The sequence below is a fragment of the Gluconobacter sp. P5B12 genome, from assembly GCF_018812035.1.
GTDB lineage: Bacteria > Pseudomonadota > Alphaproteobacteria > Acetobacterales > Acetobacteraceae > Gluconobacter.
Genome location: NZ_JACRVV010000001.1, coordinates 366147 through 379513 on the forward strand (window position 1 = coordinate 366147; position 13367 = coordinate 379513).

The window sequence follows — 13367 nt, forward strand, 5'->3', positions numbered from 1 at the left end:
TATGTACGGGAGTTCTATGATCGTTCCCGTATCAGGAGGCAGCCATGGCGGACATGACAGATCTGTTCGGGACAAACCCCGGACCTGCGGAACGCGAGCCGCCGTCCCGTGGGAACACGCAATCTGCTCGGCAGCCTTCACCGCCCCGCCCTATTGAGGCGCCCAAAATACCCGCTCGTCCGCCTTCACGGACGCAGCCCCTCGCAGATCGTCTACGCCCGAAAACTCTGGAAGAGGTGCGCGGCCAGGATCATCTGCTGGGGCCAGAAGGTACTCTGACGCGAATGCTTGCGCGGGGCACATTGTCCAGCCTCATCCTGTGGGGTGGGCCCGGCTGCGGCAAAACGACCATTGCGCGCCTGCTGGCAGGTAAAGCCAATCTTCATTATGCACAGATTTCGGCTGTTTTTTCTGGTGTGGCTGAACTGCGCAAAGCCTTTGAAGAGGCAGATCGGCGTCAGGACGTAACAGGCCGTGGCACGTTGCTTTTCGTGGATGAAATCCATCGGTTCAACCGGGCACAGCAGGATGGATTCCTGCCGTATGTCGAGCGCGGGACGGTCGTTCTGGTGGGGGCGACGACAGAGAATCCATCTTTTGCACTGAACGCCGCGCTTTTATCCCGATGTCAGGTTCTGGTGCTGAACCGGCTGGACGATGCCAGTCTGGAAGCGTTGCTGACGCATGCGGAAAAAGACGTGGGCCATCGCCTGCCGCTGGATCGGGAAGCGCGTGCCAGCCTTCGGGCAATGGCGGATGGCGATGGACGCTACCTGTTGAACATGGTGGAGCAGCTGGTTGTTCTGGACTCTGACAGGGAACTGACCCCGAAAGATCTTGCGGCTATCCTGTCCCGACGGGCCATTTTGTATGACCGTGACCGGGAAGAGCATTACAATCTCATTTCTGCACTGCACAAATCCCTGCGGGGAAGCGATCCGGATGCAGGGCTGTACTGGTTCGCCCGGATGCTCGAAGGTGGCGAAGATCCGCGGTATATCGCCCGTCGCCTGACCCGGTTTGCAGCAGAAGACGTCGGTCAGGCGGACCCGAACGCTCTGCCGATGGCCGTAGCTGCCTGGCAGACTTACGAGCGGCTGGGGTCTCCGGAAGGTGAGCTGGCTCTGGCGCAGGTCGTGGTTCATCTGGCGACGGCGCCCAAGTCGAATGCCGTGTATATGGCTTACAAGGCCGCACGGAAGCTGGCCCGTGAGACCGGAACCCGCATGCCGCCGTCTCATATTCTCAATGCCCCGACGACGTTGATGAAAGACATTGGCTACGGGAAGGGCTACGAGTACGACCATGATTCCGAAGACGCATTTTCGGGACAGAATTATTTCCCGGAGGGCATGGAGCGGGTCTCGCTCTATCAGCCGACAGACCGGGGTTACGAGGGCCGTATCAGAAAACTTCTGGACATACGGGCCGCCAAAAGGGCATCCCGCGATCCATGAAAGTTTCCAACCGCATTGTAACCGAAGACGAAGCCGATCTGCGCCTCGACCGCTGGTTCAGACGTCACTACCCCAATCTCACTCAGGGCGCGCTCCAGAAGCTGTGCCGTAAAGGCCAGATCCGCGTTGATGGTAGCCGGGTCCAGAGCAACGCACGTCTTGCTCCTGGGCAGAGCGTGCGTATTCCGCCGCTGCCGGACATGACCCGTCAGGCCCCGCTGCCGCCGCCAGATCCGATGCTGGTGCGCGAAATCGAGAAGATGGTGATCTATCAGGATGATCATCTTCTGGTGCTGGACAAGCCATCTGGTCTGGCTACGCAAGGTGGCCCGGGTATCACCAAGCATGTGGACATGATGCTGGACGGCTTGCGCAAGGAAGACGAAGACCGTCCGCGCCTTGTGCACCGGATTGACCGGGACACGTCTGGTATTCTCCTGATTGCGCGTACGCCTGGTGTCGCTGCCAAACTGGCAGCAGCGTTCCGTGGGCGTGATGTTGGCAAGACCTACTGGGCGATTGTCGTCGGCCGTCCGGCGCAGGCGTCTGGGATTATTGACCAGCCTCTGGCCAAGATCGGTGCAGGCGGTGCTGCGCTTGTCGTGGCGGCATCCCGCGGTGAAGAAGATGCGGTTTCTGCCAAGAGCGAATACGAGACGATCGACGCTGCGGGAAAGAAGTTCTCCTGGCTCGGCCTGTCTCCACTGACAGGACGGACGCATCAGCTTCGTGTGCACTGTGAGTCTCTGGGCACGCCGATTGTGGGTGATCCGCGCTACGGTGGGAAAACCGCTCATCCGGAAGGCTTTATCGACAAGCTGCATCTGCATGCCCGTCAGCTGGATATTCCGCATCCGGCCGGTGGTCGTCTGATCGTGACGGCACCACTGCCGCCGCATATGCGTGAAACGTTCCGTTCACTTGGGTTCGTGCCGGGCGATACACCTGCGCCGAAGCGCATCAAGGGAAGCAGAGGGCCTGCAAAATGAGGAAACTCACTGGCGCGCTCATCGGGGTCATCGTTGCCTTCGTGGGCGTCAGCATTGCTGCACATGAGCTGATTGATCAGGATGTGCTGCGCCAGCGTGTGGCCGAGGCTCTGAAAAAAGAGACGGGTCTTTCGATGGTGGTGAAAAGCTCCACCATCCAGATCCTGCCATGGCCGTCTTTCGAGGCGCGCAATCTGGTGTTGCAGCGCCCGGGCCAGGCTCCGGTGTTTCAGGCCAGGACCGTGCATGCGGGTCTTTCTGTTCTGGCGCTTCTTCACCGCGAGGTCCGCTTTCAGGACTTCGTAGTGGATGGTGCCACGCTCTCCCTGGAGCGTGATGCGGACGGGAATGCCAACTGGACGTTCAGTCAGCCATCGCGTTCAGACGCAGGTGGCGCAGAGGCTCCGTTGCCGGTTCGACAGCATGTTGGTGAGCGCGTGCAGGCTCACTGGGATCTTTCTCTGGATGCGCTACATCTAACGAACAGCGCAGTGAGCTGGCGCGATCAGGCTCAGAAAATGAGCGGTAGCTTCCAGATTGGCACGATGGATCTGGCTGGTCTGCGAAGCCAAAGCCCGTGGATCAATTTGCAGGGGAGCCACGGCGGAACCCCCTTCACGGTGCAGGGGCATGTGGGTGATCTGGCGCTTCTGCGCTCTGGCGCAAAGCCATGGACTTTCAGCCTGGGTTCGACGCTTGGAACGGATGCCAAGCGCGACTGGCTGAATGTGGACGGTCAGATTCATGATGCATCGAATCTGCGCGGCCTCGTTCTGACTGCGCAGGGAGAATGGCCTAACCTGCAGGATGCTCATCGCCTGTTTCCTCATGCCAGCCTGCCTGACATGCGTGGACTTGGTGGAGACATCACGGTGCAGGGTGATGCCGGGCAGGTGGCGAATGCGACCTGGACCGAAAAGGCGCGGGCCTTACTGGCGAGTCTGGCACCCAGCCGCATCCATCTGCATGTTGCGGGTCTGACAGTTCATGAAACAGCGGTCAGTAATCTGCACCTTGATGCCGATGCAGCGTCTGCGCCTCTTTCCGTGGCGGCAGATGTGCTGTGGCGCGATACGGGCTGGAGAATTCTTGGTAAAGCCGGGACCCTCGAGCAGGTGGATCTCGCAAGACGTGATCATTTCCATACGGAAGTGCCTGTCGAGGCTGAACTGCGGTCCATGCCGCTGTCTCTGTCCACCGCGTTGAATGTTGAAGGCGCGACGCCGCCCATTAATGCTCAGGATGATGCCAAAGTCACGGTCTCCGGCACTGTAGGAACTGAGAAGAGTCATCTTGTAGTGCAGGGCGGCGCTAAGGCGCTTCATCTGCCGCGCGTTCTTTTGCATGACGTTTCGCTTCAGGGTACGGTCAGCAGCAAAGGGCTGAGTGAAGCCACGCTGGATGATATGGCTTTCAAGAGCCGCGAGGCAGACTTTGATGGCGCCCTTCATCTTCTGACTGATGAAAACTCTACGCCGCTACTCAATGGGCATCTGCACGCAACCCAGCTTGATCTCGATGCGCTGAGAGATGTCTGGCTGAAGGATGCGAAAGCTGCTCAGCAGCCTGCGAAAGCTCCGCCTGCACCTATTCCGGGAGCGACGGGGACCGTAGAAAAAGCAGCGACACGGCCTGTGCAGATGCAGGATCAGTCTTCTGTTCCTGCCGTGTCTGATGCAGGTGTTGTGGAGAGTGCGGCTGTGCCTGCATGGGTCAAGCGTCTGCGGGCCCAGGACCTTGACCTTCATCTGACGCTCGACCGGGTTGTGTTCTATGGGCATGACTACACCAACCTGGCCACGCACCTGACCCTGTCAGACGGTCATCTGCGCCTGGAGCCGATTTCCGGACAAGGACAAGGTCTGACTCTATCGGGACAGGCGGATCTGGATGCATCCCATCTGCCGGTCACAACTCATTTGACGTTCCAGCCTTTGGTACTCCCGATCGGTCTTCTGGAAGAGGGCCTGGGGCTGCCATTGCTGCTTCAGGGGCCAGTCCAGCTTGTGGGTGAAGTGTCGGGTCAGGGCCAGACGGCTGAGGATCTGCGGCAGTCTTTGAACGGGCATCTGGGCGTCTCCATGGTGGACGGAAAAGTCGACAGCCAGATCTTGGGCCGCATTGCTGGGCCAGGCGCGGATTCCCTTCTGGGAAGCGGAGTGCGGCCGCTGCGTTGTATCGGTCTGCACATGGCGCTTGCTAACGATACTGCCACGCTGGACACGATTGGGCTCCAGTCTGGCCGGTTCTCTACGGCTGGGCATGGTGAGGTCCGTCTGGGATCACAGGAACTCCAGTTGCATCTCGTGCCCAGTATCGACTTCGAAGGTGCCGGTGCTTCCACCCCTGTTATCGTAACAGGCACCTTGTCTGCGCCACAGGCGAAGCAGGACAGGGATGCCGGTGGCCGATTCCAGCTTTCGATTGGTGGGGAAGCCCCGGCTGATCCCTGCACAGCTGCGCTTGCGGCTGCCCGTGAAGGGCAGGCTGGACCACCGCCGTCCGAGCAGTCTCATCATCACAACAAAGCGGGTGACATTCTGCGCGCGCTGGGAGTTCTCCATTGAGCAGCCGCAAACGATTCTGGCAGAGCGTTTCAGTCGGGGAGCGGGACGGGCTGTTCTCTCCTGAGTTGGACGGGCGGCCCATCCGGCTTCCTCAGGGAACTGTACTGGCCGTTGCCTCGCCGTCCCTGGCGCAGGCAATTGCGGCAGAATGGGAGGCTATTCCAAAGGATGCCTCCTTTACGCCTGAACAGCTCTCCATGACGCGCGTTGCCGGAACCATGATCGAGCGGATTCGCCCGGATCTGATTGAGGCGCGGGAAGCGCTTCTACGATTGGGTCTGGATGACGGGCTCTGCTATCGCAAAGGTGCCGCCGACTCGACAGTGGAGCGTGTCTTTGCCTGGCTGGCGACGCAGGGCATTCGTCCGGAAGTAACAGACGGACTTATGCCTGTAACGCAGTCTGGTGATTACGTGACGGGGCTGGAGCGTCTGCTATCCCGCCAGGGAGAAACGGAGCTCGCGGCCCTAGGGGTGCTGACACAGTGTTTTGGAAGCCTTCTGCTGTCTCTGGCGCTGCTTTACGACGCGATCAGTCTGGAAGAGGCGACCTTTGTCGCAAATGCTGATGAACGGCAGCAGCTTCTGGTCTGGGGACAGGACGATGAGCTGATTCGCATCATGGCAATTCGGGAAAAAGATACGGCGGAAACCGTTCAGTTTCTAAAGTTATCCCGAAACACCTGATTTCCCGGTTTAGGGCATGATCTTGCCATAATCGGGGCGCATCTGGCGCTGTGACAGAACGAGATGATTAGTGACTGGCTTCCAAGGGGAGTTATGGCGCAGTTTCCGCTCTGTCCTGCAATGTCAGAGTCGAGGAAGATATGTCGGTATCCGTCAGTCGTCCCATGCGTCACATGGGTAAACGTCTTGTAGCAAAGTGCTCCATGGGGGCATGGTTTCTGCTTGCCGCTACACCGATTATTGTCGTGGTCTGCGCTATCCACGGTTGAAGCGCCATAAACTGGGCCTGAGAACCTGTCAGGCCTGTCGCTTTTGTTAGTGCGACAAGAAAAAAGCCCACTCTCCGCTATGAAGAATGGGCTCTGGAATTTTCCTAGAAAGTAAACCTGGACGCTCAGGCGTCTCCGTTATCCGGCACCATAATGCTGACGGCAGCTGTTGCTGCAATCCCTTCCTCACGGCCTGTGAAGCCAAGGCGTTCCGATGTGGTGGCCTTCACGGAGATGCGGCTGACATTCACCTGTAGCAGCTCTGCCAGACGATCCTGCATCGCCTTGGCATGAGGGCCGATTTTCGGGCGTTCGCAGATCAGAGTGATGTCCGCGTTGACAAGGAAGCCGCCACGGGCACGGATACGTTCGCCAGCGTGGATGAGGAAGCGGGCGGAATCCATATCCTTCCACTCGTTGTCCGTTGGTGGGAAATGACGCCCAATGTCGCCCTCAGCCAGCGCACCATAAATGGCGTCACACAGCGTATGGATGCCAACATCGGCGTCTGAATGACCGGCCAGACCCTTCGTATGGGGAACTTCAATACCGCAGAGGATCAGCTTACGGCCTTCCTCGAATGCGTGGACGTCATAGCCAAGCCCAACGCGGGGCAGCAGGTTGCCGTCGATTACACCTTCAAGACGCATCAGATCCTCCGCAACTGTCAGTTTGATATTGTTGTCCGAGCCCTGAACGATGGCGACTGGATGGCCTGCATGTTCCAGCAATGCGGCATCATCGGTGCGGGCATCACGTTGGGTTCGGTGAAGTTCGAGCAGGGTCGGGAAGTGAAAGCCCTGCGGGGTCTGTGCGCGCCACAGGCCTTCACGGGAGACGGTATCGACAATGATACCGTTCTCCACCTTCTTGATCGTATCGCTGACCGCAACGGCAGGGATAACACCGGCATGGGTTTTCAGCGCTTCAATGACCTTCTGAACCACCTCGGGCGGCACGCAGGGGCGTGCTCCGTCATGGATAAGCACAAGATCCGGTGGCTCTGCCAGATTAGCGAGTGTTTCCAGTCCGTTACGCACACTATCATGACGCTCTGCGCCGCCTGATACGGGTGGCAGAACATTCAGGCCAGCCAGACTGTCAGCCAGCAGCGGATCATCTCCTACGGGAAGCAGGATATCCACGTGTGGAAGCAGAGCTTCGGCGGCACGGCGGATGACGGGTTTTCCCCGCAGCATCCGGAATTGCTTGCTGGAGCCCTCACCTTCGGGCGAGCCAGCTGCAAAGCGCCGGCCACGACCGGCGGCGAGAAGAAGGGCAGCAATACGCATGCGCGCAGGAATGGGCTGCCGGGCGCGCAACGTCAAGGGTAGGCGTCAGGAGTTAGTGCAGCAGCCCGGCTTCGTGGGGGCTGTCGAGGCTGAACGTGGGGATATGCACGTCAAAGCGCTGGCCTGAAACCGGCTCGAGCATGTGGTACGTGCCGCGCATGAAACCGCTTGGCGTGGTGAGCATGGCGCCAGACGTATAATCATACTGGTCTTTCGAACCGATGATGGGCTGTTCTCCAACAACGCCATCTCCGTGAACGTGCTCAGTCCGTCCAAGGCCATCCACAATTTCCCAACTCCGGGAAATCAGCTGGAAGGTGTCCTTCCGACCATTTTCAATGCAGATATGATACGCCCACGCAAAGCGGTGGTCTTCCGGCTGGGACTGGTCGTCCAGCCAGAACGTGCGGACGGTTACGGTCACGTCGTCCGTTATCTGGCTGAAACGGGGGGCGTTTTCCATGGCTTCGGCCATTGCCGCTTCCGGATCAGCCAGGAGATGGGGTTGGGATGACTTGTCAGGCATAAGGCCATTCTAATGTCATCCCGCGCCTTTGTCAGGAAAACTTATTTTGCAGCGTGAGCAGCGGCGGCGCCGGCGGTGACGTCTGCAATCAGATCGGCGGCATCTTCCAGACCAACGGAAAGACGAATCACGCCGTCGGTGATGCCCAGACGTGCGCGTTCATCTTCGCCAACACGCATATGCGTCGTGGTTGCCGGATGCGTGGCCAGACTGCGGGCGTCACCCAGGTTGTTGGAAATTGCGATGAGGCCGAAGGCGTTGAGGCATGCGAAAGCGCCGGCCTTGCCGTTCTCGACTTCGAAAGCGACGAGAGATCCACCGTTGCTCATTTGCTTCTGAGCAAGCTCATGCTGCGGATGATCGCTACGGCCTGGATAGCGGACATTCACGACGCCCGGCAGGCCAGCGAGCGCATCTGCGACATCCGCCGCATTGCGCGCCATGGCTTCGGTCCGGAGCTTGAGAGTTTCCAGCCCCTTTAGCAGCACCCATGCATTGAACGGAGACAGCGCGTTACCAGTGTTGCGGGTGAAGGGCTGGAGGGTCTCCTTGACCCATTTGTCGCTGCCCAGAACGGCGCCACCCAGAACACGGCCCTGACCATCAATGTGCTTCGTGCAGGAATACAGCACGACGTCAGCACCAAGCTTGAGGGGAGACTGTCCGATGGGGGAAGCAAACACGTTGTCCACCATCAGCAGCGCGCCTGCCTTGTGAGCAAGGTCTGCAATGCGCTGGATATCGAGAACGTCCAGCATTGGGTTGGACGGGCTTTCAATCAGAACAGCGGCTGTCGGGCGGGACAGCGCGCGCTCCCATGCCTCATAGTCATCACCATCGACTAGTTCCGTCTCAATGCCGTAGCGCGGCAGCAGGCTGGTGACGATCCAGTAACAGGACCCAAAGATGGCGCGAGATGCGACAACGCGCTCCCCAGTTTTCACATGGGCCAGAAGAGCCGAAGAAACGGCACCCATGCCTGTAGAAGTCGCGATGCAGGCTTCCGCACCTTCGAGCAGAGCTAGGCGCTCCTGAAGCGTGTCAACAGTGGGGTTGCCGAAGCGGGAGTACTGGAAGTGCTCAACGTCACCCGTAAACGTCGCCGCAGCCTGTTCAGCGCTATCGTAGACAAAGCCGGATGTCAGGAAAATGGCTTCGGACGTTTCACCGAATTCAGTGCGGTTCGGTGCGTCGTGCAGGAGACGGGTGGCAGTACGCCAGTTTTCTGAAGACATAAATCAGTCCCTCCATAAGGTTTCCACCCAGACAGGCGGAAAGCATGTGGCGGGCCGTGGAAGTCCTGGGAAATCTTGGATGGAAAACCGCAGGGCCTCTTTAGCGCAATTATTTATCCTCGCCGCAAGCCGGCCGCTCAAATCACGAGGATGAAACGGTCTTTATGGCCATTTCACGAGCGGACTATGGGCCGAGGAGTGGTTTTGCGTCAACACCCCTTCGGCATGGATTGCAGAGGCGCGAAGGGGGGGGTATAAGTAGCGACGTCGCGGGTGTAGTTCAATGGTAGAACGGCAGCTTCCCAAGCTGCATACGAGGGTTCGATTCCCTTCACCCGCTCCAGACTTTCCTGAAAATTGTCAGTTTGGCCCGTTCATTTTGGGCATGGGTGGCGCGCTGAGCGTGTCCTGATACTCATTGCCGTCCCAGATCCACTTGTCGTTCTTGCCAACGAGAAGGTCATGCATGCCTTTGTGGCGTGTGGGGAGAACGGAAATATCGCCGTTCACGGAATCCAGAACCGTCTTCCAGCTGTCGTTATGGCGCAGATACACGGATGTGGTGCAGCCAGCAGACCCACAGAGGCGGGCCGACTGAAGCTGAACGAACAGGGCTTCATCATTCTTGCCTGCGGATAGCGGGGCAGAGCCGACGAGCACGACCGGATGATCGTGATGCTTGGCGGCATCTTCCAGATCGTCCGTGTTCAGTTTGCGCGCATCAATATCAAGCTGCGTGCCGGGATGGGCAGACAGGATAACCGGTGCGGCCCCTGTCCCCACGGCGTTAGCCCGACGCGTATGATGCGTCCGGTGATGTGTTGTCGCAGCGCTCACCGTTGCGGCGACCGAGAGGGCTGAGACTGTAAGCAGCGCCAGATGGCGAAGCCGGATACGGGAAAGAATCTGCTGGATCGTCATGATGTTATTCTTAACACGGAATTAAGCCTGTCGATCCATTGGAGATTTCAGGTTTATTCGTGGCGAAGGGTAATAACCAGCACATCGCGATAGGCAGGCTTGTCTGCATCCTGTGGTGTGACGGCTGTCACGCCATGATAAACGCGATGATCGTCCACAATTGCAGCATCAAATGGCTGGGTCAGGGTGAATGATCCCAGAAGGTCTTTCTGATCATCGTGAATTGTCGTCACACCCTGCTCGACGTTGTGACGGCCGATCATCAGGACGAGCACCCAGTCTACGCCATCGCGATGCATGCCTTCCGGGGTAGGGCGCCCCTCACTGTTGGGGTTCGCTTCAATGCGGAACTGGTGAACCTCTGCGTGCCACGTTTCAGGGCGTGATTCGGATGGCGTCAGGGCGTCTGCGAATCGACCAATTGTCCGAATGGCTGCCAGCATGGCCGGATGAGTGGCGATCGTGTCTTCAATGGGCCCGAACCAGCGTTCGATGCCACCATTAAGCAGGTTGTGATCGCGACTTTGATAATGGGGCTGATTCGGTTTGCGCGTGATGTTTGAGGAACTGACCGCAAACGTCGCATAGCGACGACGCCGATAGCGGCCTCCATCGGCCATATAGAGATCAAGACCGAGGTTGTTCCAACTGGCGGCAAAAGTGTCCCAGTCTGTCAGGCCTTCATGCTCCAGAAGCGGACGCATGGTGTCCGCCTGGAGGAACTTGAAGCCCTTGTCAGACAGGATCGTTTCGACCCGTTGCATGGTCTGATCGAACGTGGAAGGCAGAAGTGCGTCGGTCATGTCTGCTCACTTGGTGATGACAAGGCCCGACGGTCACATCTGTCGGGCAGTTTCAGGCGCCGAGGTCTGGCTTCACGGGAGAAAGATGCTCTTTCGCCGTCGTGCAAGCCGTCTTTACCAGACCCACGATACCAGCCTGATGCTGGCGGTACAGCCCTTCGTGAATGAGGCGTGCAAACAGGCCAGACAGCAGACCCCCACCAAAGCTGCGGTTGGCATCCAGCATACCCCAGCCGTTATAATCACCCAATGCCACGACAGCGCCGCGATCATTGTAAACGAATGCGGCAGGTGTCTGGCCGGCAATGATCTGCGGCAGGACACGCCCAACATACTGCCCTTGCTGGCGGGCAGCCTGAGCCGTTGGGGCCACTGGCGCAGCGTCAATGCGGGCGCAGTCGCCAATCGCGAAGATCTTGGCGTCTTCAGTTGTCTGAAGCGTCTGCGTCACGCCAAGCTGGCCTGCGCGGCCACGTTCCAGGCCATCGAACAGGCTGGTGGCATCAGAGGCACGGACACCAGCAGCCCAGATTCGGAGCGTCGCAGGAATCTGTTCGCCGGACTTGAGATTGAAGCCATGCTCGTCCGCGCCGACAACCATAGCGCCGGTGCGAACAGAGATGCCGAGCTTTTCGAGCTGACTGGCTGCCGCTGTGGAAACGGCTTCCGGGAATGCGGGCAGAATGCGCGGCCCGGTTTCGATCAGAACAGCATCAAGGCCTGTCTTGCGGACTGATGGGCCAAGGCCGGGCGCTTCATCAATGGCTTTGCAAAGCTCGGCGGCGAGCTGAACACCTGTGGCACCACCACCAACAATGCCTAGGCTCAGCTTCTGACCAGCTGCGCGAGCTGCCTGAAGGGCCTTGCGAAATTCGGAGTACAGCGTGTCGGCATCATTAAGGTTATCAATGAAGCGACAGTGATCGACGATACCCGGAATGCCGAAGTCATTGGCGCGGGAACCCAGAGCGACAACCAGATAATCGTAGGGGAGGGTGCTGCCGTTTTCGAGCGTGACCGTCTGGGCGGTACGGTCAACAGCGGTAGGTAGGCTCTGGACAAAGCTGAAACCGAATTTTCCAGCCGTTTCCGCGAAAGGAATACAGTTGCCGTCGTGCTGCATCGTGCCTGCTGCAAATTCATGCAGGGAAGGCTTCCAGTAATGGACCGGACTGCGGTCAACGAGTGTCACGGCTATGTTGTTTCGGCGGCCAAGGGCCGTAGCAGCCTCAAGACCTCCGACACCGCCACCGAGAACAACGACACGAGTTGCAGCAGACATGGACAGTTTCCTCATACCAAGCGCCCGCCAATTGGAGCGATACCTGTGCTAACGGGAGGCGGAGGGCTGCACAACCCCCGCTCCCGCTCTCGTGTTGATCGCTCTAGCTGCGGTAAGAACCATTGATGTCGATGTAGCCATGCGTCAGGTCACACGTCCACACGCGGGCCTGTCCATCATCAAGCCCCATATCGACTGTAATTTCGATGTCCTGGCCCTTCATGTGTGCGACGACAGGGGCTTCATCGTAGTTCTCGACAACGCCGCCATCGCGCGCGATCCAGGTTCCGCCGATGGCGACGGACAGAAGGTCACGGTCTGCGGGTTCACCACTCTTGCCTACAGCCATCACGACACGGCCCCAGTTTGCGTCCTCACCAGCGATGGCCGTTTTGACCAGTGGCGAGTTGGCAATCGAGAGCGCAATGCGGTGTGCGGAAAGATTGGAGTCCGCACCGGTGACTTCAACGCGGATCTGCTTCGTCGCACCTTCACCGTCCCGGACAACCAGCAGGGCAAGCTCCAGAAGCAGGTCATTCAGGGCGAGGGTAAATTCGGCGAGAGCGGGATCGTTGACGTCATCAACGGCCGGATTATCGGCCAGGCCGGTTGCGAACAGCATCAGGGTGTCTGACGTGGAGGTGTCCGAATCGACTGTGATCGAATTGAAGCTCTGCGCGCAGCCGGAGGCCAGAAGGGACTGGAGAACATTCTGAGGAAGCTTCGCATCCGTCGCGACATAGGCCAGCATCGTGGCCATGTCGGGGGCGACCATTCCAGAACCCTTGGCAATACCCTGAAGGCGAACCGGCTTGCCACCAATCGTCACGTCACGACGTGCGGCCTTGGGGAAGGTATCCGTCGTCATGATGGCGCGGGCAGCCTGTGCCCAGTTATCTTCCGAGAGGCCAGCCTGTGCGGCGGGCAGGGCCGCAATAATTCTATCCTGTGGAAGTTTTTCCCCAATGACGCCTGTCGATGAGAGGAAAACGTCCTGCGGGGGGCAGTCGAGCAGCTTGCTCACCGCGTCTGCACAGTCTTCGCAGGCCTGAATTCCGGCCCGTCCTGTGAAGACGTTGGCGTTTCCAGCATTGACCAGAAGAGCGCGCGCATAGGGAGTTGTCTGAGCCTGGCGGCACCACAGGATGGGTGCGCCAGGGCAGGCGTTCTTGGTGTAAACGCCTGCAACAATCGTGCCGGGGACAAATTCCGCGAGCATCAGGTCTGTTCGTCCCTGATAGCGGACGCCCGCGGCGACGGCGGAAAGCCGAACACCAGCAACCGTTGAAAGGTCCGGGAGAGGACGGGCCAGCGGAGAGACGGGGATCGGCTTTGCCATG

The 13367-nt window shown here is 59.0% G+C and carries 12 protein-coding genes, 1 tRNA gene and 1 riboswitch; of the genes, 6 read left to right on the top strand and 7 right to left on the bottom strand.

Going from position 1 to position 13367, the window contains the following annotated elements:
- The first annotated feature begins 44 nt into the window (after positions 1–44).
- From KP702_RS01650 to KP702_RS16370, 5 genes are all read left to right on the top strand, one after another.
- Positions 45–1457, top strand: coding sequence for a replication-associated recombination protein A (locus KP702_RS01650; protein WP_202206401.1), 1413 nt, complete (start codon positions 45–47; stop codon positions 1455–1457).
- Positions 1454–2446 (top strand): RluA family pseudouridine synthase, encoded by a 993-nt coding sequence (locus tag KP702_RS01655; RefSeq protein ID WP_202206402.1) that lies wholly within the window; start codon positions 1454–1456, stop codon positions 2444–2446. The genes KP702_RS01650 and KP702_RS01655 overlap by 4 nt, the downstream gene beginning before the upstream one ends.
- Entirely contained in the window at positions 2443–5013 is a 2571-nt protein-coding gene (locus KP702_RS01660) for an AsmA family protein (RefSeq protein WP_215768409.1), read from the top strand. The genes KP702_RS01655 and KP702_RS01660 overlap by 4 nt, the downstream gene beginning before the upstream one ends.
- On the top strand, positions 5010–5699 hold the full coding sequence (locus tag KP702_RS01665) for an ATP12 family chaperone protein (protein WP_215768410.1): 690 nt from the start codon (positions 5010–5012) through the stop codon (positions 5697–5699). The genes KP702_RS01660 and KP702_RS01665 overlap by 4 nt, the downstream gene beginning before the upstream one ends.
- Positions 5700–5839: 140 nt before the next feature.
- A complete protein-coding gene (locus KP702_RS16370; protein ID WP_255376441.1) occupies positions 5840–5968 on the top strand; it encodes a hypothetical protein in 129 nt (42 codons plus the stop codon).
- A gap of 125 nt (positions 5969–6093) precedes the next feature.
- Here the strand turns inward: KP702_RS16370 and KP702_RS01670 are convergent, their stop codons facing one another.
- The 3 genes from KP702_RS01670 to metZ are packed head-to-tail and all read right to left on the bottom strand — an operon-like array spanning position 6094 to position 9021.
- The gene (locus tag KP702_RS01670; RefSeq protein WP_215768539.1) at positions 6094–7260 is read right to left on the bottom strand and encodes a bifunctional 2-C-methyl-D-erythritol 4-phosphate cytidylyltransferase/2-C-methyl-D-erythritol 2,4-cyclodiphosphate synthase; all 1167 of its coding nucleotides are present in this window, start codon (positions 7258–7260) and stop codon (positions 6094–6096) included.
- 52 nt (positions 7261–7312) lie between these two features.
- Positions 7313–7786 carry a Co2+/Mg2+ efflux protein ApaG gene (gene apaG, locus KP702_RS01675; protein WP_086634393.1) on the bottom strand — a complete coding sequence of 158 codons (474 nt, stop codon included), beginning with the start codon at positions 7784–7786 and terminating at the stop codon, positions 7313–7315.
- A gap of 41 nt (positions 7787–7827) precedes the next feature.
- Entirely contained in the window at positions 7828–9021 is a 1194-nt protein-coding gene (metZ, locus tag KP702_RS01680; RefSeq protein ID WP_211501942.1) for an O-succinylhomoserine sulfhydrylase, read from the bottom strand.
- 79 nt (positions 9022–9100) lie between these two features.
- Positions 9101–9180, bottom strand: a riboswitch (SAM riboswitch).
- Positions 9181–9290: 110 nt separating this feature from the next.
- Between metZ and KP702_RS01685 the strand changes: the two genes are divergently transcribed.
- Positions 9291–9364, top strand: a tRNA-Gly gene (locus KP702_RS01685).
- Between the two features lie 17 nt (positions 9365–9381).
- On the opposite strand, the gene KP702_RS01690 is transcribed toward KP702_RS01685, so the two are convergent.
- From KP702_RS01690 to argJ, 4 genes are all read right to left on the bottom strand, one after another.
- The gene (locus tag KP702_RS01690; RefSeq protein WP_202206406.1) at positions 9382–9942 is read right to left on the bottom strand and encodes a hypothetical protein; all 561 of its coding nucleotides are present in this window, start codon (positions 9940–9942) and stop codon (positions 9382–9384) included.
- Positions 9943–9995: 53 nt separating this feature from the next.
- On the bottom strand, positions 9996–10745 hold the full coding sequence (locus KP702_RS01695; RefSeq protein ID WP_202206407.1) for a 2OG-Fe dioxygenase family protein: 750 nt from the start codon (positions 10743–10745) through the stop codon (positions 9996–9998).
- Positions 10746–10797: 52 nt separating this feature from the next.
- The gene (locus tag KP702_RS01700) at positions 10798–12027 is read right to left on the bottom strand and encodes an NAD(P)/FAD-dependent oxidoreductase (RefSeq protein WP_202206408.1); all 1230 of its coding nucleotides are present in this window, start codon (positions 12025–12027) and stop codon (positions 10798–10800) included.
- Positions 12028–12130: 103 nt separating this feature from the next.
- Positions 12131–13366 carry a bifunctional glutamate N-acetyltransferase/amino-acid acetyltransferase ArgJ gene (gene argJ, locus KP702_RS01705; protein ID WP_046899945.1) on the bottom strand — a complete coding sequence of 412 codons (1236 nt, stop codon included), beginning with the start codon at positions 13364–13366 and terminating at the stop codon, positions 12131–12133.
- Position 13367 lies beyond the last annotated feature (1 nt).

Bases quoted from the DNA above. Each gene is read 5' to 3' on its own strand.
- KP702_RS01650 (WP_202206401.1), top strand. From the start codon at position 45: ATGGCGGACATGACAGATCTGTTCGGGACAAACCCCGGACCTGCGGAA.
- KP702_RS01655 (WP_202206402.1), top strand. From the start codon at position 1,454: ATGAAAGTTTCCAACCGCATTGTAACCGAAGACGAAGCCGATCTGCGC.
- KP702_RS01660 (WP_215768409.1), top strand. From the start codon at position 2,443: ATGAGGAAACTCACTGGCGCGCTCATCGGGGTCATCGTTGCCTTCGTG.
- KP702_RS16370 (WP_255376441.1), top strand. From the start codon at position 5,840: ATGTCGGTATCCGTCAGTCGTCCCATGCGTCACATGGGTAAACGTCTT.
- KP702_RS01670 (WP_215768539.1), bottom strand. From the start codon at position 7,260: ATGCGTATTGCTGCCCTTCTTCTCGCCGCCGGTCGTGGCCGGCGCTTT.
- apaG (WP_086634393.1), bottom strand. From the start codon at position 7,786: ATGCCTGACAAGTCATCCCAACCCCATCTCCTGGCTGATCCGGAAGCG.
- metZ (WP_211501942.1), bottom strand. From the start codon at position 9,021: ATGTCTTCAGAAAACTGGCGTACTGCCACCCGTCTCCTGCACGACGCA.
- KP702_RS01690 (WP_202206406.1), bottom strand. From the start codon at position 9,942: ATGACGATCCAGCAGATTCTTTCCCGTATCCGGCTTCGCCATCTGGCG.
- KP702_RS01695 (WP_202206407.1), bottom strand. From the start codon at position 10,745: ATGACCGACGCACTTCTGCCTTCCACGTTCGATCAGACCATGCAACGG.
- KP702_RS01700 (WP_202206408.1), bottom strand. From the start codon at position 12,027: ATGTCTGCTGCAACTCGTGTCGTTGTTCTCGGTGGCGGTGTCGGAGGT.
- argJ (WP_046899945.1), bottom strand. From the start codon at position 13,366: ATGGCAAAGCCGATCCCCGTCTCTCCGCTGGCCCGTCCTCTCCCGGAC.